Consider the following 21,397-nt stretch of genomic DNA (forward strand, 5'->3'; position numbering starts at 1 on the left):
GCGCTCTCTGGGCTTCGGGTTCGCGGATCTCGCGGACCTCTTGGGTCCCGCGAGTTTCACGTTTTATCAAAGAATACTCTTTGACATCCGAAGCGGAAAGCGCAGCGATGAAGCTCAGTTGCGCGGCCGGTGGTGCGTGTGCGTGCCGGCCGTGCCGTGCGTGTGGCGCTCGCCATCGGCGTCCAACGGCACCACGTGCACGTTGCCGTGGCGCACGCCGCGCAGCGCCACCAGTTGCGCGGCGCAGGCCTGCACGGCCGCGGTGGGGCCGCGCAACACCACGGTTTCCAGGCAATGGTCGTGGTCCAGGTGCGTGTGCACGCAGGTGATCACGATGTCGTGGTGGTTGTGCTGCAAGTCCAGCACGCGGGAGGTCACCGTCCGGTCGTGGTGGTCGTACACATAGCTGGCGTTCGCCACGCACCACACCGCCTTGCCCTTGCGCGAGGTCGTCGCGAGCGTCTCGCTGCCCAGGGCCGAGCGCAGCAGGTCGCGCACGGCTTCCGAGCGGTTGACATAGCCTTTGTCGGCAATCAACTGATCGAACTCGAGCGCGAGTTCGTCGTCCAGCGAGATGGTGAAGCGTTGCATGGTCGGGCACGCCCTGGCGTGGCGTCAGACAGTGGTGGCGTAGATGATGAATCCCGAATGCTCGGCAACCTTGTCGTAGAGCGTCCGGCCTGCTGTGTTGGTCACATGGGTCTGCCAGTACACGCGGTGCCCGCCGACGCGCTGCACATGCTGGTACACACCCTCGATGAGTTTGCGGCCCACGCCCTGACCACGTTCTGACTGCAATGTGAACAGATCCTGCAGGTAGCAGGTCGGCTCGATGCGCGTGGTGCTGCGGTGAAAGAGGTAGTGGGTCAGGCCCACCAGCTTGCCGTCCCGCTCGGCGACCAGCGCATGCACCGGCTCGTAGGCGTCGAAGAAGCGCTGCCAGGTGGCCTGGGTGATCGCGTCGGGAAGGGCGGTGGGGCCCTCGCGCTCGTAGAAGGCGTTGTAGCCGTCCCAGAGCGGCTTCCATGCCGCGTAGTCTTCAGGCGTCGGGGGGCGAATCAGGAGGGTAGAAGTCATGTGTTTGCGATCTGCGCGTGTTGAAAAACGCGCGATTGCAACATGACTCGGTTCAGCCGTTGAAGAAAAAATTAAGGGTTTCTTCAGGCAATTGGTGCCGCAGCCCGATGGCGACCACGGCGGCGCGGGCGGCACCTGCATCGCCTGCCGGTGCGGCGGCCTTGCGCAGCGAACCGTGGCGGCCGGCGAACTGGATCTCGGACCACTCGTCGCCCTGCGCGCCCCGACCGGTGCGCAGCAGCCCCTTGAGCCGCAGGATGCCCGGCGGCACGTCGCGCAGCCAGGCGCGCAGGGTGGCCGGGGGAATCACCGCTTCGGGCTGCGCGCTCCAGGTCTGGAACAGGGCGCCGTGGTCCGGTGAATGGTCGTGGTCGTGAGGGTGGCTGTGGCCGTGATCGTCGCCGTGCGCGCAGGCAGGGCACGTGGCGTTTCGCACCGCCTCCGGCTGCGGCAGGCCGGACAGCAGCGCCAGCGACACCGTCGACTGCGCGGTCTGGATGCACGGCGTGCCCGGCGCGGTGGACTCGACCCAGGCGCGGGCCTCGGCCAGCGCCTCGCCCGAGGCCAGGTCGATCTTGTTGACCACCACGAGGTCGGCCGATTTCACCTGCCGCGCCAGCGTGTCCGAAAGCAGCGGGTCGCGCGACTGGCGCGCCACGGCGCTCGCATCGACCAGCACGATCACGCCTTCCAGGCTCAGTTCCGGCGCCGCCATGCCGATCTGCGCGATGCGCCAGGGGTCGGACACACCGCTGGCCTCGATCACCACCGCGTCGAAAGGCGTGGCCGCCTCGATCACCTGCACCAGCGCGCGCCCCAGGTCGTCGCCGATCTGGCAGCACACGCAGCCGTTGGTCAGCGCGACTGTGTCGCCGTGCGTGGCGGCGATCAGGCCGGCGTCGATGTTGAGCGCGCCGAAGTCGTTGACCAGCACTGCCATGCGCAGGCCCTTCGCCTCGCGCAGCCAGCGGTTGAGCAGCGTGGTCTTGCCCGCGCCGAGAAAGCCGCCGATGACGGTGAGCGGCAGGCGCTTTTTCTTCGCGGTCGTTGTTGTGGTTGTCGTCACGCGGGCCTCAGCCTCGTTGCGCCTCGAACACGCGGCCCGACAGCACCGTGCCCCACACGCGCGCGTCTTTCAGCAGCATCGGGTCCATCTCGAGCGGGTCGTCTTCGAGCACGCAGAAGTCGGCGCGCTTGCCGCATTCGATGCTGCCGATCTCGCCGTCGAGCTTCAACGTCCAGGCCGCGCCGAGCGTGATCGCGCGCAGCGCCTGCGCCACGGTGATGCGCTCCGCCTCGCCCAGCAGCCGGCCCTTGGGCGTGACGCGGTTCACCGCGCACCATGCGGTGAACAGCGGCCCGAGCGGCGTGACCGGCGCATCGGAGTGAATGGCCAGCGGCACGCCGGCCGCGAGCGCGCTGCCGCAGGCGTCGAGCCGGTTGGCGCGGTCGGGGCCCATCGTCATCTCGTAGTGCTGGTCGCCCCAGTACCAGATGTGGTTGGCGAACAGGTTGGCGCACAGGCCGAGCGACGCCATGCGGCGAAACAGCGGCGCGTCGATCATCTGGCCGTGCTGCAGCGTGTGGCGGTGGTCGGGGCGCGGTGCGCGCGTCAGCACACGGTCGATGGCGTCGATGGCCACTTCGCTGGCCTCGTCGCCATTGGTGTGCGTGTGGATCGTGAGGCCCGCGCGGTGGTAGGTCTCGAAGTCGGCTTCGTACTGCGCGGGCGCCGTCACCCAGATGCCGTTGGGCGCACCGTTGAAGTGGCCGGGCCAGCGCAGCCGCGCCGAGAAGCCCTGGATCGAGCCGTCGAGCATCATCTTCACCAGGCCGTAGCGCAGGCGGTCGGTGTTGCGCGGCAGCAGGCCTTTCACATGCTCCGCGCCCTGTGCGGCGCCATGCGTGCCGTGGAAGGCCTGGAACGCGGGCAGGATGCGCACGGAAAAGCCGTCGTCCTGCGTCACCTTCTCCAGCACGCCGCAGTCTTCCGGCGTCAGCTTGTTCACGAGGTCGGTCGCGGTGGTCACGCCCTGCAGGCAGGCCAGGCGGCCGAAGGAGCGGATGCCCGCCTCGGTCATGGGCGCCAGCAGGCCGGCATTGCCGACCTTGCGCAGCACCAGGAACATCGCGGCCGGCTCCTGCAGCTCGCCGGTGGGTTCGCCTTCTGTTGCGCCGCTCGCGAACTTGACCACGCCCTCGACCTCGTTGTCGCGCGTGATCTCGGCAATGCGCAGCATGGCGCTGTTGACGTTCATCAGGTGGCCGTTGGCATGGCCGATGACGATGGGGCGCGTGGCGCTCGCGCGGTCGACGTGTTGCACCGTCATGCGCTCGCCGCCGAAGTAGATCGGGTCGAACCCCCAGGCCACCAGCGGCTCGGTGTCGGGCACGCCGTCGGCCGTCATCTTCGCGGCGACTTCCGACAGCCGCGCCACGACTTCGTCCATCGAGCGCAGGCCGCTCCACACCTTGCCTGCGGGGTCGCGGCGGTCGAACCAGCCCAGGTACGTCCAGTCCCACATGCTGCCTTCCTTCAGGTGGCAGTGGCCTTCGACGAGGCCGGGCATCAGCACCTTGCCGGCAAAGCGCTCGTCGAGCGCGAAGTCGCCCCAGGCCTGCATGTCGGCGAGCGAGCCCACGGACAGCACGCGGCCGTCGCGCACCGCCACGTGGGTGGCGTGCGGCTGCATCGGGTTCATGGTGATGATCTTGCGGGCGAGGTAGACGGTGGTGTGGTGCGTGCTCATGGCGATGTGGGAATCGAAAGAGGAGGGCGCGGCAGGCTGTCGACAACGTCGACGCGCCTGCAGCGTACCCAATGATCGGGTGCGACTTCGCGCAGCGGTGGAAGTTCGGCCGCGCAGGCTGGCTCGGCAACCGGGCAGCGCCCGGCAAAGCGGCAGCCCTTCGGCGGGTTGATGGGGCTCGGCGGATCGCCGCTCAGCTTGATGCGGTTGGCGGCGCGCCTGCGCCCGCCGCTCACGGTCGGCACCGCCGACATCAGCGCCACGCTGTACGGATGCAGCGGCCGTGCGAAAAAGCTGCGCCGCGGCGCGCGCTCGACGATCTGGCCGAGGTACATCACGGCGATGTCGTCGCAGATGTGCTCCACCACCGCCATGTCGTGCGAGATGAAGAGGTAGGTCAAACCCAGCTCGCGCTGCAGTCGGGCCAGCAGGTTGAGGATCTGCGCGCGAATGGCGATGTCGAGTGCCGACACCGGCTCGTCGCACACCACCAGCTCGGGGTTGGTGGCCAGCGCCCGCGCGATGTTGATGCGCTGGCGCTGCCCGCCCGAGAACTGGTGCGGAAACAGGTGCTGCTGCTCGGGCCGCAGGCCCACCGCCTCGAACAACTCGGCCACGCGGCGCGTGCGTTCGTCGGGCGTGCCCACGTTCATCAGGTCCAGCGGCGCGCGAACGGCCGCGCCCGCGCGCTCACGCGGGTTCAGCGAAGAGAACGGGTCCTGAAAAATGATCTGCATGCGCGTGCGCGCCTGCCGCAGTTTTTCGCCCTGCAGCGCGGCGAGGTCGGTGTCGCCCAGCCGCAGGCTGCCCGACGTGATGGGCGACAGCCGCATCACCGCGAGCGCGGTCGTGGTCTTGCCCGAGCCCGATTCGCCCACCACCGCGAGCGTGCTGCCGCGTCGGATCTCGAAAGAGACGCCGTCCACCGCCTTCACCACCTCGGGCGTACGGCCCCAGCCGGCCTTGCTGCGCGGGAAGTGCACCTTCAGGTCATCGACCGCGAGCAGCGTGTCGGTCTTGCCGATGAATGTCATGCGGCTTCCTTTTCGTGCAGGTCGCGCGGCGCCAGCGCTTCGGCGTGCAGCCAGCAGGCGGCGCCATGCGGCACACCCGGCGCCACATGCCCGTGCACCGCGAACATCGGCGGCACCTCGACGGCGCAACGCGCCAGCGCGCGCGGGCAGCGTTCGCGAAAGGCGCAGCCCGTGCCCAGCTCCCAGATGGACGGCACCACGCCCGCGATCTCGGCCAGTTCATCGCGCGTGCCGTCCTCGAAGGCCGCGCTGCTGCCCAGCTCGGGCAGGCAGTCGATCAGTCCGCGCGTGTAGGGGTGACCGGGCTCGGACAGCACCTGCTCGGTGGTGCCCTGTTCGATCACGCGGCCGGCATACATCACCATCACGCGGTCGGCCATTTCGGCGACGGCGCCCATGTCGTGGGTGATGAGCAGGATGGCCGTGCCCTTCTCGCGCTGCAGGTCGCGCAGCAGGTCGAAGATCTGCGCCTGCACCGTCACGTCGAGCGCGGTGGTGGGTTCGTCGGCAATCAGGATGTCGGGCCGGCAGGCCAGCGCCATCGCGATCATCACGCGCTGGCGCATGCCGCCCGAGAGCTGGTGCGGGTACTCGTCCACGCGCCGCTCGGGCGCCGGAATGCCGACCTGCTGCAGCATCTCGATGGCGCGCTGGCGTGCCGCGTGCGCGTTCATGCCCGCATGCAGTTGCAGCGATTCGCCGATCTGGTCGCCGACGGTGAACACCGGGTTCAGCGACGTCATCGGCTCCTGGAAGATCATCGAGATGCGGTTGCCGCGCACCTCGCGCATGCGGGCATCGCTGGCCTGCACCAGGTCTTCGCCCTGGAACAGCACGCGGCCGTTGCGGATGCGCCCCGGCGGCGAGGGAATGAGCCGCAGCAGTGCCAGCGCCGTCATGCTCTTGCCGCAGCCCGACTCGCCGACCACGCACAGCGTTTCGCCGGCGCGAATCTCGAAGTCGACACCGTTGAGCACCAGCGCCTGCCCGCGCCGGGTCTTGAACTCGACATGCAGGTCCTGCACGCGCAGGAGCGGGTCGTTGGGGGTCGCCATCAGCGTTCCCTCAGTTTCGGGTTGAGGGCATCGTTCAGCCCGTCGCCGATCAGGCTCACGGCCAGCACCGTGACGAAGATCGCCGCACCCGGAAAGGCCACAGCCCACCAGCACGACAGCACGTACTGCCGGCTGGAGCCGATCATCAGCCCCCAGCTCATCTGGTTCGGATCGCCCAGGCCGAGGAACGACAGGCCGGCCTCGAAAAGAATGGCCGCGCCCACCGCCAGCGTGGCCGACACCACCAGCGGCGGCAGCGCATTGGGCAGGATCACCTTCCAGATGATGCGGGCGTCGCGCGCGCCGATGGCCCGCTCGGCGCGCACGAACTCCAGCCCCCGGAACTTCATGAACTCGGCCCGCGTGAGGCGCGCGGTGCCGGTCCAGCTCACGATGCCGATGGCCAGTGTCACAGTCACCAGCGTGGGCGAGAAGAGCGTGACCACCACCATCGCGAACAGCAGCGCGGGCAGCACCTGGAAGAACTCGGTGAGCTTCATCAGCGCGGCGTCGATCTTGCCGCCGTAGTAGCCCGCGAAGGCGCCGAGCGTGATACCGATCGCCACCGACAGCAGCGCAGCCACCGCGCCCACCAGCAGCGTGGCGCGCCCGCCGTAGACGAGCGCGGTGAGCACATCGCGGCCTAGGTAGTCGGTGCCGAGCCAGGCTTCTTCGCTGAAGGGCGGCGTGAGTGGCGCGGCCTTGATCTCGAACGGGTCGGCCGGCAGCACCCAAGGCCCGGCGATGGCCACCAGTAGCACCAGGAACAGCATCGCCATGCCGACGATGGCCGACGGGTTGCGCAGGAACATGCGCATCGCCTCCACGCCGGGGTGTTCCACGCGCACGGCGGGCCGGGGCGCGGCTCTGGCTCCGGCGTCGGTTTTGGAGGAAGCAGCGGAAACGGAGGGCATCGCGACGACCTTGTTCATGAAGCCTTGATCCGTGGATCGATGAAGCGGTAGCAAAGATCGGTGAGCTGGTTCATCACCACCACCACGATGGAAGAGAACAGCAGCACGCCCAGGATGGTCGGGTAGTCGCGCCGCAGCACCGACTCGAAGGCCAGCCGGCCCAGGCCCGGCCAGTTGAAGACCGTCTCGACCAAAATGGCGCCCGCCAGCACGTTGCCGAACTGCAGCCCCAGCACCGTGACCACCGGCAGCAGCGCATTGCGCAGCGCGTGCTTGTAGAGCACCACGCGGTCGGCCAGGCCCTTGGCGCGCGCGGTGCGGATGAAGTCCGAGCCCAGCACGTCGAGCATCGACGAGCGCGCGAGCCGGCTGTACTGCGCCAAGTACACCAGGCTCAGCGTGAGCGTGGGCAGCACGAGGTGGTAGGCCACGTCGAGCATGTCGGCGAACCCGCCGGTGCCGGTCGAGTCGATGGCGCGCATGCCCGCCACTGGCAGGATGGGGAACACCGACGCCAGCAAGATCACCAGCATGATGCCCAGCCAGAACACCGGCGCCGCGAAGCCCACCAGCGACAGCACGTTAATGAACTGCGACAGCCAGCCGTTCGGCTTGCGCGACGACAGCACGCCCAGCGCCGTGCCCACCAGGAAGGCCAGCAGCACCGCGCTGAGCACCAGCAGCAGCGTGGCCGGCACGCGCTCGGCAATCATCTGGGTCACCGGCAGGTTGAAGAAGTACGAGTAGCCCAGGTCGCCGCTCGCCACCTTGCCCAGGTACACGAACAGCTGCACGGGCAGCGGCTTGTCGAGCCCGTACTGCGTGCGCAGTTGCGCCATCAGCTCGGGCGACATGCCGCCGCTGGCGCCGGCAATGGTTTCCACCGGATCGCCCGGCGCGGCGTGCACCAGCACGAAGTTCAGGACCACCACCGCGAGCACGAGGCCGATGGCCTGGAGCAGTCGCGAGGCGGCGTAGCGCAGCATGCCCATGATGTGCTCGCCGCGCCCTTACCTGAAGTACACCTCGTCCATCGGCGACAGCGGCCCCCAGATGGTCGTCGGCACGTTCGCCAGCTTCTTGCTCGTGATGGTGTGGTAGGGCACCTGGTTGATGAACTCGATGGGCAACTCGTCGGTCACGATCTTCTGGAAGGTCGCGTAGTAGGCCTTGCGCTGCGTCGCATCGATCAGGCCGCCGGCGGTGTTGAGCAGCTCGTCCACCTTCGGGTTGGCATACGACTGCGTGTTGGTCCAGACGATCGGCTTGATGTTGGTCGACAGGTAGGTGCGGTGCACGCCGATGATCGGGTCGCCCCAGTTGAAGACGGTGTCCATCGACATGTCGAAGTCGTGCGAGGCCAGGCGCTTGGCCCATGCCGGGAAATCGGCCGAGGCACGCACCTCGACCGTGATGCCCACCTTCTTGAGCTGGCCGCGGATGTACTCGGCCACGTTCTTCTGCTGGTCGTCGGCGCCGGGCAGGTAGTCGATGGTGAGCTTGAAGCGCTCGCCGCCGGCACCGGCCTTGTAGCCCGCGGCGTCGAGCATTTCGCCGGCCTTCTTCAGGTCGAGCGGGTAGCGCACGAGGTCGGTCACCGCGAAGGGGCTGCTGGCCACCAGCGGGCCGTCGGACACGGTGGCAAAGCCGCCCATCAGCGCCTTGGTGATGAAGTTCTTGTCGATGGCCGTGGCGATGGCCTTGCGCACCTGCACGTCCGACAGCGGCTTCTTCGCGGTGTTGAAGGCCAGCCAGTTGAGCGCGCCGATGCCGTCGTAGCCCTTGGGCGTGAGCGACACCTTCGGATCGTTGGCCAGCCGCTTCAGGTCGGTGGGCAGCGTGGCGAAGGGCACCATCTGGATGTCGCCGCGCTCCAGCCCGAGCGTGAGGCTCGCCGAGTCGGGCGTGATGTTGATGATGATCTTGTCGAGGTAGGGCCTGTTCGGCAGGAAGAACTTGTCGAAGCGCTCCAGCACCACGCGCTGCGCCGGCTTGAAGTCGGTCACGCGGAACGGGCCCGAGCCGATCACGTCGGTGGTGTTGCGCGGGTGGTTCTTCAGGTCTTGCCCGTCGCCGTAGATGTGCTTGGGAAGAATGGGGCACAGCGCGGGCGACATCGCCAGCACGATGGCCGGGTGCGGCACGCTCATGCGGATGATGGCCGTGGTCGCGTCGGGCGTCTCGACCTTCTCGACGGGGCCGAGCATGGTGGTGAACGGGTGGTTGGCCTTGATCGCCATGACCGAGAACGCCACGTCGGCCGAGGTGACGGGCTTGCCGTCATGGAACAACGCGTCCTTGCGCAGCTTGAGCGTGAGCGACTTGCCGTCGTCGGCCAGCTTCCACGATTCGGCCAGGTAGGGCTGCGGGTTCCACTTGTCGTCGAAGCGCAGCGGGCTCGCGAAGATCTGCGTCGAAGGCATCGCGGTGGCAATGCCCGATTGCACCGCGCCGTTCAGGTGCCGCGGCGTCTGCGTGCTGCCGATCACCAGCGTGCCGCCGCGCTTGGGTTCATCGGCTGCGAAGACGGGCAGCGGCAGCAGGGTGTTCGCACCGAGAAAGGCAGCAGAGAGCAGGGTGGTGCGGCGCGTGAAACGGGGAAGGGGCATGACAAGACCTCGGGGAGTTCGACACAGGCAATCCGGATCGGCTCGCAAGAGCCTTGGTGTCGAAGATAGGCGCTGGCCGCGCGCCAGCGAAGAGCCAACCACGGGCGATCCGCAGGGCCAGAGGGCACGGGTTTGCCCCGTTGTGCAACGGGGCGATGCGCCACTTCGGTGAACGCGCACCGCCGGTGCGCGGCCCTGCCTGTGCCCGGGTTACTTTTCGTCGCGTAGCCAATACCACTTGTAGAGCATGCGCTGGCCCATGCGGCGAAAGGGCGCGAAGGCCTGCGACTCGACCATGCCCATCACGTTGGGGAAGGGCAGCGGCGAGTGGTAGATGGGCAGCTCGAACACGTCCTTGCCCGTGTCCTTGCCCGCCACGCGCTCGGCCAGCCGCTTGCCGGCCCAGGTCGAGAACGACACGCCGTTGCCGCCGTAGCCCACCGCGTACCAGATCTTCTTGCCCGCGTCGGGCTGGGTGATGCGCGGCATCATGTCGTGGCTCATGTCGACCCAGCCCCACCAGGAGTAGTCGATGCGGATGCCCGCCAGCGGTGGGAACTTGCGCGCGATGGCGTCGGTGAGCAGCTTCAGGTGCACCGGGTCTTCGGCGTCGGCGCCGGTCACCGCGCTGCGGCTTCCGATCTGCAGCCGGTTGCCCTTGAGCAGCCGGTAATAGAAGCGCAGCGTGCGCGTGTCGGTCAGGAAGGTGAGCGACTTGAAGTTGGTGGCCTTCAGCTCGGCATCGGTGAGCGGACGCGTGACCACCGAGTTCGACAGGATCGGCATGATCCGGTTCTTCAGCAGCGGGTTGAGCGCCTGCCCCGTGTAGCCGCCGGTGCACACCGCCACGCGGCGCGCGCGCACCACGCCGGCGGGCGTCTGCAGGTGGTGCACGCCGTCGATGGTGTGCCAGCCCTGCACCGGACTCGATGTGTGCACCGTCACGCCCAGCGCGCGCGCCCGGCGCATCAGACCGAAGGTGAACTTGAGCGGGTGGATGCCCACGCCTTCGGGCTCGAACATCGCGCCCACGGTTTCGCGCTCGTCGCAGTAGTCGCGGCGCACTTCCTCGGCGCTCATCATGCGGGTGGCGTAGCCGAACTTCTCGCGCATCAGCCGCGCCTCGGTGTCCAGGCCTGCGAGCTTCTCGGCGCGGTGCGCCAGATAGAGGTGGCCGCCGTCGTAGGCGTCGCAATCGATCTGCGTGGTGAGGTGGCGGAAGTTCTCGAAGCCGCTGCGGATCTCGGCGTCGAGCTTCTTCGCGGTGTCCAGGCCCCAGCGTTCGATCCACTGCGAACGCTTCAGTCGGCCGCTGGCGTTCTGGCCCTGGCCGCCGCTGCGGCTGGAGCAGCCCCAGGCGGCCTGGTTGGCTTCGAGCACCGTCGCGCGAATGCCGTGTTCCTGCGCAAGGTACAGCGCGGTCGACATGCCCGTCGCACCCGAGCCGATGATGGCCACGTCGACATCGATGTCGCGCACCAGCGGGCCGTCGTCTTCGGGCGGCGCGCCGGCGCTGGCCACCCACCACGTGGGCGCGTAGGCGCGGCCGGCGCCGGGATCGGGCGCGTGCAGCGGGTCGTATTGCGGGTCGTAGGGGCGAAAGGGTGCTTGCGGCGGCTGCATGGGGGCTGCGCCGTCGATGACGGCGGCGCTGGCGGTGGTGAGGTTGAATCGGTTGGCGGTCCCTGCTGCGATGGTCATGAGGGCTCCAGGTGAAAAGGACAATCCGCGCCGCCTGCTACTTGGCCGCGGGCAGGTTCGGGCGCGCCTTGCGGAACACGTTCTTCAGGTGGATCTTTCCGCCCTTGAAGGTGAAGACGTCGATGCCGTCGGTCTCGATGCGGCTGCCGTCGGCAGCGGTGCCGGTGAAGGTCCACTGCGAGGTGCCGAAGTCGCCCTGCACGAAATGCTGGCCGTTGATCCACTGCGCATCGGGCACGGCCTGCCATGCGGCGGCGAAGGCCTTGCGCACGGCCTCGGTGCCCACGTGGCGCGTGCCGCAGGCGTCGGGGCCGGCGGCGGTCTGGAAGATGCAGTCGGGCGTCATGAAGCTCATCAGCGCGTCGATGTCGTGGCGGTTCCAGGCGTCGCTGAAGGCGGCCAGGGTGGCGATGGTCACGGGGGAAGAAGAGGGCTGCTGTGCGGTCACGCGAAGACTCCGGAAATGAATGGGGCAAGCGTAGGCAGCCGGTTGCCGCCGCGATAGGGCCAGTTGCGGAGATTCGACCGAGCCAGAGCGCACGCACAAATTGGCGTGGCTGTCCTAAACTGCGGCGCACCATGCCCCCGAACCCGCGAGCCACTCAATGGGCGCAGCTCTTCGCGCTGCCCGATCAACCGGCACTGCCGTTGCAGGCCCGCCTGCGCACCGCCGTGGTCCAGGCGATCCTCGAAGAACACCTGAGCCCCGGCGCGCCGCTGCCGTCGTCGCGTGAGCTGGCGGCGCTGCTCGGCCTGAGCCGCAACACCGTCACCTCGGCTTACCTGCAGCTCATCGACGAAGGCTTCCTGGAAGCCCGTCCGCGCAGTGGCGTGTTCGTGGCGCGCAATGCGCGGCCGCAGTCGGCTGCGCATGCCGAGCCGCTGGTCGGGCGCAGCGGGCAGGCCAGCCAGCCGCCGGACTGGTCGGGGCGCGTGCTGCGCTCGCTGGTCGACAAGCCCACGCTGTCGAAGCCCGACCGGTGGCGCGACTACCCGTACCCCTTTGTCTACGGCAACTACGACCCGCAGCTTTTTCCAACCGAAGATTTCCGCGAGTGCTGCGCCCGCAGCCTTGCGCGTTCGCAACTGCCGCACTGGACGCCCGACTTCGAGACCGACGACGTGCCCGACCTGATCGAGCAGATCCGCACGCGGCTGCTGCCCAAGCGCGGCGTGTTCGCGCTGAAGGAAGAGATCCTCGTCACCATGGGCGCGCAGCATGCCTACTACCTGCTGGCCGAGGCGCTGTTCGACGAGCAGACGCGCGTGGGGCTCGAAGAGCCGGGGCATCCGCATGCGCGCAACAGCTTTTCGTTGCGGCAGCCGAAGTGGGTCGAGGTCGACGTTGACGAAGACGGACTGGTGGTCGATGCACTGCCGGCCGCCGACTACCTGTTCGTCACGCCTTCGCACCAGAGCCCGACCACCGCAACCTTGAGCCTGGAGCGGCGGCAGTGGCTGCTGCGCAAGGCCGAGCTGCAGGACTTCGTCATCATCGAAGACGACTACGAGGCCGAGAACCTGTATGAAGGCACGCCGATGCCCGCGCTCAAGAGCCTGGACAAGACGGGGCGGGTGATCTACGTGGGTTCGGTGTCGAAGAGCCTGTCACCGGCATTGCGGCTCGGCTTCATCGTGGCGCCGCGCGCGCTCATCAAGGAACTGCGGGTGATCCGGCATGCGATGGTGCGGCACCCGAGCGCGTTTCTTCAGCATGCGTATGCGTTGTTCCTGTCGCTGGGGCATCACGAGTCGCACGCGCGGCGGGTGAACCACGCCATGCAGGAGCGGCTGGCCCTGGCGGCGCAGGCGTTGCGCGACCATCTGCCCGATTTCGAATTCCGGCTGCCATCGGGCGGCGCGTCGATCTGGGTGCAGGCGCCCACGTGGGTGGATGCGACCGAGCTGGCCCTGATGGCGCGCAACCACGGCGTGCTGATCGAGGCGGGCGATGTCTTCTTTGCGAAGCCGCCTTACCCGTGCCCCTTCTTCCGGTTGCGGCTGTCGTCCATTGCCGCTTCGCAGATTCCGGCGGGCATCCGGGCCCTGGGGATGGCGGTGGAAGAACTGGCTCTGGCACGCGGAGAGAAGCGGGCTGCCGGTTTGCGCACGCACTGAGTCCGGTTCCTTGTTTCTTGGGGGAGCGCCCCCGTGCCGGGAAGAAAACGCCCCGTCCAAGTGCCATATGCACCAGAACAAGGGTATCTCCCAACAAGCTGGCTCTACACCATCAAGAGCACTGGCACTTCCTGGCTGGACCCGATAGGCGCAAAGTCGCCCCGATTCACCCACAGGAGAAACCCGATGACCATGTCCCGCCGTCTCCCCCTCCAGTTCGCCGTGCTGGCCGCCACGCTCGCCACGCTCTGCGGCAGCGCCTTCGCCCAGCAAGCCAAGGAACTCACTTTCGCTCATCAGGACATGCTGGTGCCGCTGCGCCTGGTCATGGAGTCGGGCGAGGTCGAGAAGGCCACGGGCTACAAGATCAACTGGCGCATGTTCTCGGGCGGCGGCGACGTGATCCGCGCGATGGCTTCAGGCGACGTGCAGATGGGTGAAACCGGCTCCAGCCCGCTGACGGCCGCGGCCAGCCAGGGGCAGGACATCAAGCTGTTCTGGATCTCGGCCGACATCGCGAACGCCGAGGCACTCATTGCACGCAATGCGTCGGGCATCAACAGCATGAAGGACCTGGTCGGCAAGAAGGTGGCCACGCCCTTCGTGTCGACCGCGCACTACCAGCTCATGGCCGGCATGAAGATGGACGGCATCGATCCGAAGAGCGTGAACGTGATGAACATGCGCCCGCCCGAGATCGCGGCCGCATGGGAGCGCGGCGACATCGACGCCACCTTCATCTGGGACCCGGTGCTGTCGAAGATCAAGGCCACCGGCAAGACCATTGCGACCTCGGGCAGCATCGGCCAGCGCGGCGCGCCGACCTTCGAGGGCATCGTGGTCAACGCCAAGTGGGCGGCGGCCAACGAACCCTTCATGGTCGCCTTCGTGAAGGCGCTGAACCGCGCCAACGAGGAATACAAGGCCAGCGGCAAGAGCTGGACGCCCGATTCGCCGCAGATCAAGGCCATGGCCAAGTGGACCAAGGCCGACCCGAAGGACGTGTCGGCCGCGATGGCGCTCTACACCTTCCCGACCATGGCCGAGCAGGTCTCGCCGACATGGCTGGGCGGTGGCGCGGCCAAGGCGATGGCGGGCACGGCCGCCTTTCTGAAGGAGCAGGGCCGGGTGCAGGAAGTGAAGCCCGACTACGGCGCCTTCGTGACCACCGTGTACGTCGACAAGGCGATGGGCAAGTAGGCGCGGCGGAGAACCGAGATGCCCACGCTGGACATCCGCGACCTCACGGTCAACTACGCCGTCAAGGGCGGCACGCTGCAGGCGCTGGCGCCCGTCAACCTCACGATGCACGACGGCGACTTCGTCGTTGCGCTCGGCGCCTCGGGCTGCGGCAAGACGACGCTGCTCAACAGCATCGCGGGCTTTCTGCCGCCCTCGACCGGCGAGATCCTGCTCGACGGCAAACCTGTGGTCGGCCCCGGTGCCGACCGCGGCGTGGTGTTCCAGAAGCACGCGCTGATGCCCTGGCTCAACGTGCGCGACAACGTGGCACTGGGCCTGCGACTGGCCGGCACCGGCAAGGCCGAGCGCGACCGCATCGCCGAAGAAAAGCTCGCGCTCGTCGGCCTGCAGCAATACGCCGATCGCGCCGTGTACGAACTGTCGGGTGGCATGCAGCAGCGCGTGGGCATTGCGCGCGCACTCGCCAGCGACCCGGCCGTGCTGCTGATGGACGAGCCCATGGGCGCGCTCGACGCGTTCACGCGCGAGCAGGTGCAGGAGATTTTGCTCAAGGCCTGGTCCAAGTCGAACAAGATGGTGTTCTTCATCACCCATTCGGTCGAAGAGGCGCTGTTTCTTGCCACGCGGCTGATCGTGATGAGCCCGAGCCCGGGGCGCATCTCGCATGTGTACGACACCGTGCCGTTCTCGCGCCAGTTCCTGGCGCACGGCGATTCGCGCAAGGTGAAGTCGGAGCCCGAATTCATCCGCATGCGCGAAGAGGTGTTGTCGATCATTCATCATCGCGAGGCTGCCCATGCCTGAGGTCACCATTGCATCGCCTGCTGCCGTCATGACGCAACCGCCGCCGTCCAAGCCAGCCGCGTCGCCCGCTCCCCCGGCCGGCGCCAAGCTCAAGACCAGCGCCTTCAAGGTGCCGGGCGAGGGCTCGAGCGTGACCATCAGCGTGGTGACCGTGGTCACGCTGATCGCGTTGTGGTTCATCGTCACCAACATGGGCTGGGTCAAGCCGCTCTTCCTGCCGACACCGCAGGCGGTGTTTCAGCAGTTCTACGAATACCTGACCGGCCAGGCCAACGACAAGCCGCTGTGGCAGCACTTCCTGGCGAGCATGTTCCGCGTGTTCTCGGCCTTCTTCCTGGCCTGCGCCACGGCGATTCCGGTGGGCATCGCGATGGGCATGAGCCGCTTCTGGCGCGGCATCTTCGATCCGCCGCTGGAGTTTTATCGGCCGCTGCCGCCGCTCGCGTACCTGCCGCTCATCATCATCTGGTTCGGCATCGACGAACTGCCCAAGGTGCTGCTGATCTTCCTGAGCTGCTTCGCGCCGCTGGCACTGGCCGCGCGCTCGGGCATGCGCAGCGCTTCGCAGGAGCAGATCAACGCCGCGTACTCGATGGGCGCGAGCTACATGCAGGTGATCCGCCACGTCATATTGCCGTCGGCGTTGCCCGACATCCTCGTGGGCATGCGCATCGCCATCGGCTTCGGCTGGACCACGCTGGTGGCCGCCGAGATGGTGGCGGCCAACATGGGGCTGGGTCAGATGGTGCTGAACGCGTCGAACTTCCTGCGTACCGACATCGTCATCATGGGCATCATCGTCATCGGCGTGGTGGCGTACCTGTTCGACCTGCTGATGCGGTGGCTCGAGCGACGTCTTGTACCCTGGAAAGGGCGCATGTAGGGGCAGGCGGCGACATCGGCAACGGTGCGGGCATGGGCGGCAGCAGCGGGTTTTCGCCGTTGGCGCCCATGGACTGCTCCAGGAAGTCGAGCATCGCGCGCATCGCGGCGCTGTTGTGGCGGCGCTGCGAATAGGCGGCATACAGCCAGTGGTCGCGCGGCATGTGGTCGCGCAACACCGGCACCAGCGCGCCGCGCTCCAGGTGCGACTGCGCCAACGGCTCCGGCACATAGGCCACGCCCACGCCGCGCAGCGCCAGCTCGATCAGCGCCACCGCGTCGTTGGCCTCCATGCGGCTGTGCACCGACACATCGTGCGGCTTGCCCTTGGTCTCGAAGGGCAGGTGCGTGGTGGGCTTGGCCGAATAGCTCAGCACGTCGTGCCGGCTCATGTCTTCCGGCACCTGGGGAATGCCGCGCTGCGCCCAGTAGGCTGGCGAGGCGCAGACCACCATGTCGAACTGCACCAGCCGCCGCACGATCAGGTTCATGTCGTCGATGCGGCCGCCGGTCAGGTGGATGTCGATGCCTTCGCCGATCAGGTCGACCTCGCCGTTGGTGAAGACCAGGCTCACGTACACGTCGGGGTAGAGCTTGATGAACTCCGCGATCACGTCCGACATCCAGCCCGCGATCAGGCCGTTGGGCGCGCTCATGCGCAGGCGCCCGCGCGGGTGGGCGCCGTGGCCCTGCAGGTCGTTCAGCGTGTTCTCGGCCATCGTCACCAGCTCGGTGCTGCGGTCGAGCAGGATCTGGCCGGCGTCGGTCAGGCTCAGGGAGCGGGTGGAGCGGTTCAGCAGGCGCACGCCGCTGCGGGTTTCCAGCTCGGCCACATAGCGGCTGACCGTGGCTTTCGACATGCCCAGCGAAATCGCTGCGCGGGAGAAGCTGCGCCGGAACGCGACTTCGCGAAATGTTTTGATGAGATCGAGGCCGTCCATGGATGGGCGCATTGTTCCAGCATCGGGGTTGGGGGTATGCGGTGTAGGGGAATCCCCGCTTCCATTTCACGGGCTGCGGCGATAGCCGCGTGGCTATACTGCGCCGGTCGCGTGGTTCCCCCGACGCGCGCCGTGTCGCTCGAGCCGCAGCAGCCTCACCCAAGGCCGCGGCATTGCAACCTCCAAACCCAAGCATGGAGACCCGCATGAGAACGCTCAAAGTCATGGCGCACATCTCGCTGGACGGCGTGATCCAAACCACCGGCGAAGACGACTTTCCCCACGCCGACTGGACCATGCCCTACCGGACCCCCGCCGGCCGGGACGAAGTGCTCGCTGCGCAGGGCGGGAAGTTCGACCTGCTGCTTGGTCGCCGCACCTACGACCTGTGGTCGGGGTACTGGCCCAAGGCGCCGAGCGGCCCGATGGCGGATGGCTTGAATGCGGCGACCAAGTTTGTCGTGACCCACCGTCCGGAGAGTCTTGAATGGGGCCCGTACGAGGGCCTGGGGCCGGACGTCGTCGAGAGCGTTCGCCGCATCAAGTCGCAGGCGGGGCCGAACCTGATCCTCTGGGGCAGCTCGACGCTGACGTCAACGCTGCTTGCGCATGGGCTTGTGGATGACGTCCTGCTGATCGTCTATCCGGTTCTGCTGGGGGCCGGAAAGCGCTTCTTCGCAGAGGGAACCCCGCCGCGTGCGTTCGAGCTCGTCACGACGAAGGCAATGCCGTCGGGGATCGTTGTCAATGCGTACAGGGTTGTCGGGGCGTTGAAGGCGGGTTAAGCGAGCGGTGCGACAGCACGACGGCGTGAACGAACAAACGCCAGTGTGAGTGATTTCAGCATGGGGTCTCAGGTCCGCTGCATTTTCCTCTTCCGCAATGCCTGATGGGCGATGCCGCCAACGCAGGAAAACAGCAGCAGCGCCGCGCCGACATATGGACTCGCATGCGGTACGAGCCAAAGATGTACAGCACTTGCGCTTGCAACACCAAGCCCGAGGCCGAGTATGGGCGCGGCGCTATTTCCTGCGCCAGCAAAAAGACCTGTACCTGCGCTCAGGCAGGCAAGCGAGCCTGCAGCGACGATGGCCATGCCAAGCGCTCCACCGGGCCCATCCGCATCGTCGAGTGCAAGCAAAGTCCAGAGACCGAGCACGAGTACAAAGGCGGTGAAAGCCAGCCAGTAGCCGGCGGAGGGAAGTGCTCGCCCAGCAAGAAAAAAGAGGTAGACGACCAAGCCCATGATCGCCAGCAACCCGATGTACAGGCCGATTCCAAAGCTCATTGGCAGCCCCGTTTGCGCTAAGAGTTTTGCAGGACGTCACGACAGCGATCGGCCGCAGGGGATTCCTGAGTGACACAAGACTAGTCGGCCTGCAGGCTCAGTCCCTGTTCCACGAAATTCTCGAAGGCAGACCACCCGCATTGACCCAGAACTCTTCGATCGCCTGCAAGCAACTCGACAAACTCACGCACCACGACAGCGGGTACTCATCGACTTGCCCGTTCGCCAACGTGTACGTCGTGGCACCCGCTCGGGCCACTTCGCCGCGAGAACTGAAGCCGCTGTCCCCGGGCTCGTTCAGGTACATGAGCCAGGCGCTCTCGCCATTGCGCAGCATGCACATCATGGGCCCCGTTTCGGTCGAGATCCAAAGCTCGAACTTCTCCCAGGCTCTGACAACAGCAAGGCTTGCGTCAAGCTGCGCTCGTGTGGAAGCAGGCAGCGACTGCTCGTTCAATGTGATGTTGATCATCGGCGCACTACACAACCCGGCATCGCCGCGCTCCAGAGCCAAGACTGGCCGCGCAGGCAATGCCAGGTACCGTGGCAAGAGGCCCTGGGATCAACAGGCGGTTGCGTTCGACAGCTGGGCAGCCGTCACTTGCCAAACCACTTCATCACGTGCTGCCACATGCGCAGCAAGAAGCCCGCGCGCTCCACATCGGCTTGCGCGACCAGCGGCGTTTCTCCCACTTGCTTGCCATTCGAAGTCGCGACGACCTTGCCGATCACCGCGCCCTTGGCCACTGGCGCTTCCAGGTCCGGCTTGATCTGCACCGCGGTCTGCACTTGCTGGCCGCGCGGCACGGTCACGGCCCATGACGACTCCAGAACCGCGGGGACCGTGTCGGCCTTGCCGAAGCTGACCTTGGCCGCCGTCACCACTGTGTTCGGTTGAATCGGCGTGGCTTTCTCGAAATTGCTGAAGCCCCAGCCGAGCAGCGTGCGCGTCTGGTCGGCCCGCGCCTGCGCGCTGTTGGTGTTGAGAATCACCGTGATGAGGCGCATGCCGTTGCGCTTGGACGAAGTGACGAGGCAGAAGCCCGCTTCCTGCGTATGGCCGGTCTTCAGGCCGTCGACCGTCGGGTCGGTGTAGAGCAGGGCGTTGCGGTTGCCCTGCTTGATGTTGTTGTATTTGAATTCGCGCTCGGCGTAGATCGGATAGAAGTCGGCGCTGTCGTGGATGATGGCGCGCGCCAGGATCGCGAGGTCGCGCGCGGATGACCTGTGCTGCGGGTCGGGCAGCCCCGTCGCGTTGACGAAATGCGTGTGCGTCATCCCGAGGCGCTGGGCTTCGGCGTTCATGAGCTTGGCGAAGTTCTCTTCGGAGCCGGCCATGTGCTCGGCGATCGCCTTGGACGCGTCGTTGCCGGACTGGATGATGATGCCGCGCAGGATGTCGATCACCGTGGCCTGGCTGTTCAGCGGCAGGTACATGCACGACTCGGTGCTCGAGCCACGGCACCAGGCGTTCTGGCTGACCGAAACAAGGTCTTCCTTCTTGAGCTTGCCCGAGCGAAGCGCCTGTTCGACCAGGAAGCTGGTCATCATCTTGGTCAGCGACGCCGGCGGCAACGGCTCATCGGCGTTGTCCGAGCCGAGCACTTCGCCGGAGTCGAAGTCCATCAGCAGCCATGCCTTGGCGGCCAGCGCGGGCTGGCCGCCAGCAGTAGCGGCCGGTGTTGCTGCCGGCGCCGAAGCAGGCGCGCTGGCAGCAGGCTTCTTGTTCTGGGCAGCGGGCTTGGCGGCATGGTGGGAGGCCGCATACGAGGCCGAGTACGGCACGAGGCCCCCTGCGGCGATGGCGAAAGCGATGGAGAGCGTGGAAAGACGCTTGGCTTGTACGTTGGTCAGGGGCATAGGGAACATTGTGGTGAATCGTGTGCAGGTCGCGCAATGCGATCGAAATGAGGTGAGAAGGTTCAGATGACAGAACGGGCCTTCTCGCCATTTTCCTCGACGCTTTGGGGTGCCAGTCACCGTCGAGAAGTATCAAAAATGTTACGACCCCGCCTTTCATCCAGGCGCGAGCCGGTATGAACGCCAGCGAATGCAATCACCACGATGTCGACGTGACAGGCGTGGCGGCCACGTGGACGCGGGCGGCACCCTCGCTAAACTGCGGCTTCCTTATTGCAGGAGATGGCCTCATGACCCGAGTACTGGTGCGCAGCTTCGGTGTTTCGCTCGACGGCTTTTCTGCCGGCCCCGACCAGAGCCTTGAGCATCCGCTGGGCGTTCGCGGCCCTGAGCTCATGGACTGGTTCTTTCCCACGCGCGTCTGGCAGCAGATGCACGCGACGGGCGAGGCCAATGGCGAGACCGGTATCGACAACGGGATCGCCGAACAAGGCTTTGTCGATGTCGGTGCCTGGATTCTCGGGCGCAACATGTTCGGCCCGGTGCGCGGTCCCTGGCCCGACGAAAGCTGGAAAGGCTGGTGGGGCGACGAGCCGCCGTACCACGTGCCGGCCTTCGTGCTGACTCACCATGCCCGAGCGCCACTGACGATGCAGGGCGGCACCACCTTCCACTTCGTCACCGGCGGCATCCACGATGCGCTGACGCAGGCGCGGGCCGCCGCGGGTGCGCGCGACATTCGCATAGGCGGTGGCGTGGCCACCGTGCGCGAATACCTGAAGGCCGGGCTGATCGATGAACTGCACCTGGCCGTGCGGCCGGTGCTGTTGGGGAAGGGCGAGGCGCTGTTCGCGGGCCTGGACTTGCCGGCGCTGGGCTACAGCTGCGAACGGCAAGTGGCTGGTGAGCGCGCCACGCACATGTTCCTGCGCCGCAACGCGGCTTGATGCCGGCCATGGGCATGGCGCCTCCTGGCGCCAGGCAACTCAGTTGCTTTTGCTGCGTGCGTGCAACGCGCCTGTTGCCGGATCGCCATTGCGGTGTTAGCCTCCGACCCCCTCAAAGATCAACCATCGCACTGCGGTTCAACACCTGACCGCGCGAGAGACCCATGAAGCAGTTCCTGACCACGCAAGACGCATCGATGACCCGCACAGCCGC

General features: G+C 67.0%; 21 protein-coding genes. 6 read left to right on the forward strand and 15 right to left on the reverse strand.

The features are described from left to right. Positions 1 to 114: 114 nt before the first annotated feature. From nikR to BLQ28_RS09660, 11 genes are all read right to left on the reverse strand, one after another. Positions 115 to 591, reverse strand: a complete 477-nt coding sequence (gene nikR / locus BLQ28_RS09610) for a nickel-responsive transcriptional regulator NikR (RefSeq protein ID WP_093238659.1) — start codon at positions 589 to 591, stop codon at positions 115 to 117. Between the two features lie 24 nt (positions 592 to 615). Then, positions 616 to 1,077 carry a GNAT family N-acetyltransferase gene (locus BLQ28_RS09615; protein WP_093238660.1) on the reverse strand — a complete coding sequence of 154 codons (462 nt, stop codon included), beginning with the start codon at positions 1,075 to 1,077 and terminating at the stop codon, positions 616 to 618. A gap of 52 nt (positions 1,078 to 1,129) precedes the next feature. Next, positions 1,130 to 2,143, reverse strand: coding sequence for a CobW family GTP-binding protein (locus BLQ28_RS09620; protein ID WP_093238662.1), 1,014 nt, complete (start codon positions 2,141 to 2,143; stop codon positions 1,130 to 1,132). Positions 2,144 to 2,150: 7 nt separating this feature from the next. Further along, complete coding sequence (locus tag BLQ28_RS09625) at positions 2,151 to 3,827, reverse strand: amidohydrolase (RefSeq protein ID WP_093238663.1); 1,677 nt, start codon at positions 3,825 to 3,827, stop codon at positions 2,151 to 2,153. Next, positions 3,824 to 4,861, reverse strand: a complete 1,038-nt coding sequence (locus tag BLQ28_RS09630) for an ABC transporter ATP-binding protein (protein WP_093238665.1) — start codon at positions 4,859 to 4,861, stop codon at positions 3,824 to 3,826. The genes BLQ28_RS09625 and BLQ28_RS09630 overlap by 4 nt, the downstream gene beginning before the upstream one ends. Then, positions 4,858 to 5,916 (reverse strand): ABC transporter ATP-binding protein, encoded by a 1,059-nt coding sequence (locus BLQ28_RS09635; RefSeq protein ID WP_093238666.1) that lies wholly within the window; start codon positions 5,914 to 5,916, stop codon positions 4,858 to 4,860. Before BLQ28_RS09635 ends, BLQ28_RS09630 begins: the two co-directional genes overlap by 4 nt. Then, positions 5,916 to 6,830 (reverse strand): ABC transporter permease, encoded by a 915-nt coding sequence (locus BLQ28_RS09640; RefSeq protein WP_371126632.1) that lies wholly within the window; start codon positions 6,828 to 6,830, stop codon positions 5,916 to 5,918. The genes BLQ28_RS09635 and BLQ28_RS09640 overlap by 1 nt, the downstream gene beginning before the upstream one ends. A 14-nt stretch (positions 6,831 to 6,844) precedes the next feature. Beyond that, a complete protein-coding gene (locus BLQ28_RS09645; protein ID WP_093238669.1) occupies positions 6,845 to 7,822 on the reverse strand; it encodes an ABC transporter permease in 978 nt (325 codons plus the stop codon). 18 nt (positions 7,823 to 7,840) lie between these two features. Beyond that, entirely contained in the window at positions 7,841 to 9,439 is a 1,599-nt protein-coding gene (locus tag BLQ28_RS09650; RefSeq protein ID WP_093238671.1) for an ABC transporter substrate-binding protein, read from the reverse strand. Between the two features lie 210 nt (positions 9,440 to 9,649). Then, entirely contained in the window at positions 9,650 to 11,062 is a 1,413-nt protein-coding gene (locus tag BLQ28_RS09655; RefSeq protein ID WP_093239425.1) for an NAD(P)/FAD-dependent oxidoreductase, read from the reverse strand. Positions 11,063 to 11,177: 115 nt separating this feature from the next. Next, positions 11,178 to 11,588 (reverse strand): nuclear transport factor 2 family protein, encoded by a 411-nt coding sequence (locus tag BLQ28_RS09660; RefSeq protein ID WP_093238672.1) that lies wholly within the window; start codon positions 11,586 to 11,588, stop codon positions 11,178 to 11,180. A 131-nt stretch (positions 11,589 to 11,719) separates the two neighbouring features. Here BLQ28_RS09660 and BLQ28_RS09665 point away from each other — a divergent pair, with 131 nt between their 5' ends. From BLQ28_RS09665 to BLQ28_RS09680, 4 genes are all read left to right on the forward strand, one after another. After that, the gene (locus BLQ28_RS09665) at positions 11,720 to 13,258 is read left to right on the forward strand and encodes a MocR-like pyridoxine biosynthesis transcription factor PdxR (RefSeq protein WP_093238674.1); all 1,539 of its coding nucleotides are present in this window, start codon (positions 11,720 to 11,722) and stop codon (positions 13,256 to 13,258) included. 186 nt (positions 13,259 to 13,444) lie between these two features. Beyond that, positions 13,445 to 14,458, forward strand: coding sequence for a taurine ABC transporter substrate-binding protein (gene tauA, locus BLQ28_RS09670; RefSeq protein WP_093238675.1), 1,014 nt, complete (start codon positions 13,445 to 13,447; stop codon positions 14,456 to 14,458). Positions 14,459 to 14,476: 18 nt separating this feature from the next. Next, entirely contained in the window at positions 14,477 to 15,265 is a 789-nt protein-coding gene (locus BLQ28_RS09675) for a taurine ABC transporter ATP-binding protein (RefSeq protein WP_093238677.1), read from the forward strand. Beyond that, positions 15,258 to 16,148, forward strand: coding sequence for an ABC transporter permease subunit (locus BLQ28_RS09680; RefSeq protein ID WP_093238678.1), 891 nt, complete (start codon positions 15,258 to 15,260; stop codon positions 16,146 to 16,148). The genes BLQ28_RS09675 and BLQ28_RS09680 overlap by 8 nt, the downstream gene beginning before the upstream one ends. Here the strand turns inward: BLQ28_RS09680 and BLQ28_RS09685 are convergent. Then, entirely contained in the window at positions 16,066 to 17,088 is a 1,023-nt protein-coding gene (locus tag BLQ28_RS09685) for a LysR family transcriptional regulator (protein ID WP_093238680.1), read from the reverse strand. The two genes, BLQ28_RS09680 and BLQ28_RS09685, sit on opposite strands and share 83 nt — an antisense overlap. 206 nt (positions 17,089 to 17,294) lie before the next feature. Here BLQ28_RS09685 and BLQ28_RS09690 point away from each other — a divergent pair, with 206 nt between their 5' ends. Next, the gene (locus BLQ28_RS09690; protein ID WP_093239427.1) at positions 17,295 to 17,873 is read left to right on the forward strand and encodes a dihydrofolate reductase family protein; all 579 of its coding nucleotides are present in this window, start codon (positions 17,295 to 17,297) and stop codon (positions 17,871 to 17,873) included. A 68-nt stretch (positions 17,874 to 17,941) separates the two neighbouring features. Here the strand turns inward: BLQ28_RS09690 and BLQ28_RS09695 are convergent, their stop codons facing one another. The 3 genes from BLQ28_RS09695 to BLQ28_RS09705 all read right to left on the reverse strand — a co-directional run bounded on the left by BLQ28_RS09695 (position 17,942) and on the right by BLQ28_RS09705 (position 20,236). Next, on the reverse strand, positions 17,942 to 18,376 hold the full coding sequence (locus BLQ28_RS09695) for a hypothetical protein (RefSeq protein ID WP_093238681.1): 435 nt from the start codon (positions 18,374 to 18,376) through the stop codon (positions 17,942 to 17,944). A gap of 97 nt (positions 18,377 to 18,473) precedes the next feature. After that, the gene (locus BLQ28_RS09700) at positions 18,474 to 18,848 is read right to left on the reverse strand and encodes an Imm1 family immunity protein (RefSeq protein ID WP_093238683.1); all 375 of its coding nucleotides are present in this window, start codon (positions 18,846 to 18,848) and stop codon (positions 18,474 to 18,476) included. Positions 18,849 to 18,973: 125 nt separating this feature from the next. Next, positions 18,974 to 20,236 carry a D-alanyl-D-alanine carboxypeptidase family protein gene (locus tag BLQ28_RS09705; protein WP_093238684.1) on the reverse strand — a complete coding sequence of 421 codons (1,263 nt, stop codon included), beginning with the start codon at positions 20,234 to 20,236 and terminating at the stop codon, positions 18,974 to 18,976. Between the two features lie 290 nt (positions 20,237 to 20,526). Here BLQ28_RS09705 and BLQ28_RS09710 point away from each other — a divergent pair, with 290 nt between their 5' ends. Continuing rightward, positions 20,527 to 21,183 carry a dihydrofolate reductase family protein gene (locus BLQ28_RS09710; protein WP_093238686.1) on the forward strand — a complete coding sequence of 219 codons (657 nt, stop codon included), beginning with the start codon at positions 20,527 to 20,529 and terminating at the stop codon, positions 21,181 to 21,183. The last annotated feature ends 214 nt before the right edge of the window (positions 21,184 to 21,397 follow it).

The sequence above is a fragment of the Variovorax sp. EL159 genome (genome assembly GCF_900100965.1).
Lineage (GTDB): Bacteria > Pseudomonadota > Gammaproteobacteria > Burkholderiales > Burkholderiaceae_C > Variovorax.

Excerpts from the sequence above, each read along its gene's own strand:
- nikR (WP_093238659.1), bottom strand. The coding sequence starts at position 591 with ATGCAACGCTTCACCATCTCGCTGGACGACGAACTCGCGCTCGAGTTC.
- BLQ28_RS09615 (WP_093238660.1), bottom strand. The coding sequence starts at position 1,077 with ATGACTTCTACCCTCCTGATTCGCCCCCCGACGCCTGAAGACTACGCG.
- BLQ28_RS09625 (WP_093238663.1), bottom strand. The coding sequence starts at position 3,827 with ATGAGCACGCACCACACCACCGTCTACCTCGCCCGCAAGATCATCACC.
- BLQ28_RS09630 (WP_093238665.1), bottom strand. The coding sequence starts at position 4,861 with ATGACATTCATCGGCAAGACCGACACGCTGCTCGCGGTCGATGACCTG.
- BLQ28_RS09635 (WP_093238666.1), bottom strand. The coding sequence starts at position 5,916 with ATGGCGACCCCCAACGACCCGCTCCTGCGCGTGCAGGACCTGCATGTC.
- BLQ28_RS09640 (WP_371126632.1), bottom strand. The coding sequence starts at position 6,830 with ATGCCCTCCGTTTCCGCTGCTTCCTCCAAAACCGACGCCGGAGCCAGA.
- BLQ28_RS09645 (WP_093238669.1), bottom strand. The coding sequence starts at position 7,822 with ATGGGCATGCTGCGCTACGCCGCCTCGCGACTGCTCCAGGCCATCGGC.
- BLQ28_RS09650 (WP_093238671.1), bottom strand. The coding sequence starts at position 9,439 with ATGCCCCTTCCCCGTTTCACGCGCCGCACCACCCTGCTCTCTGCTGCC.
- BLQ28_RS09655 (WP_093239425.1), bottom strand. The coding sequence starts at position 11,062 with ATGCAGCCGCCGCAAGCACCCTTTCGCCCCTACGACCCGCAATACGAC.
- BLQ28_RS09665 (WP_093238674.1), top strand. The coding sequence starts at position 11,720 with ATGCCCCCGAACCCGCGAGCCACTCAATGGGCGCAGCTCTTCGCGCTG.
- tauA (WP_093238675.1), top strand. The coding sequence starts at position 13,445 with ATGACCATGTCCCGCCGTCTCCCCCTCCAGTTCGCCGTGCTGGCCGCC.
- BLQ28_RS09675 (WP_093238677.1), top strand. The coding sequence starts at position 14,477 with ATGCCCACGCTGGACATCCGCGACCTCACGGTCAACTACGCCGTCAAG.
- BLQ28_RS09680 (WP_093238678.1), top strand. The coding sequence starts at position 15,258 with ATGCCTGAGGTCACCATTGCATCGCCTGCTGCCGTCATGACGCAACCG.
- BLQ28_RS09685 (WP_093238680.1), bottom strand. The coding sequence starts at position 17,088 with ATGGACGGCCTCGATCTCATCAAAACATTTCGCGAAGTCGCGTTCCGG.
- BLQ28_RS09690 (WP_093239427.1), top strand. The coding sequence starts at position 17,295 with ATGAGAACGCTCAAAGTCATGGCGCACATCTCGCTGGACGGCGTGATC.
- BLQ28_RS09695 (WP_093238681.1), bottom strand. The coding sequence starts at position 18,376 with ATGAGCTTTGGAATCGGCCTGTACATCGGGTTGCTGGCGATCATGGGC.
- BLQ28_RS09700 (WP_093238683.1), bottom strand. The coding sequence starts at position 18,848 with ATGATCAACATCACATTGAACGAGCAGTCGCTGCCTGCTTCCACACGA.
- BLQ28_RS09705 (WP_093238684.1), bottom strand. The coding sequence starts at position 20,236 with ATGCCCCTGACCAACGTACAAGCCAAGCGTCTTTCCACGCTCTCCATC.
- BLQ28_RS09710 (WP_093238686.1), top strand. The coding sequence starts at position 20,527 with ATGACCCGAGTACTGGTGCGCAGCTTCGGTGTTTCGCTCGACGGCTTT.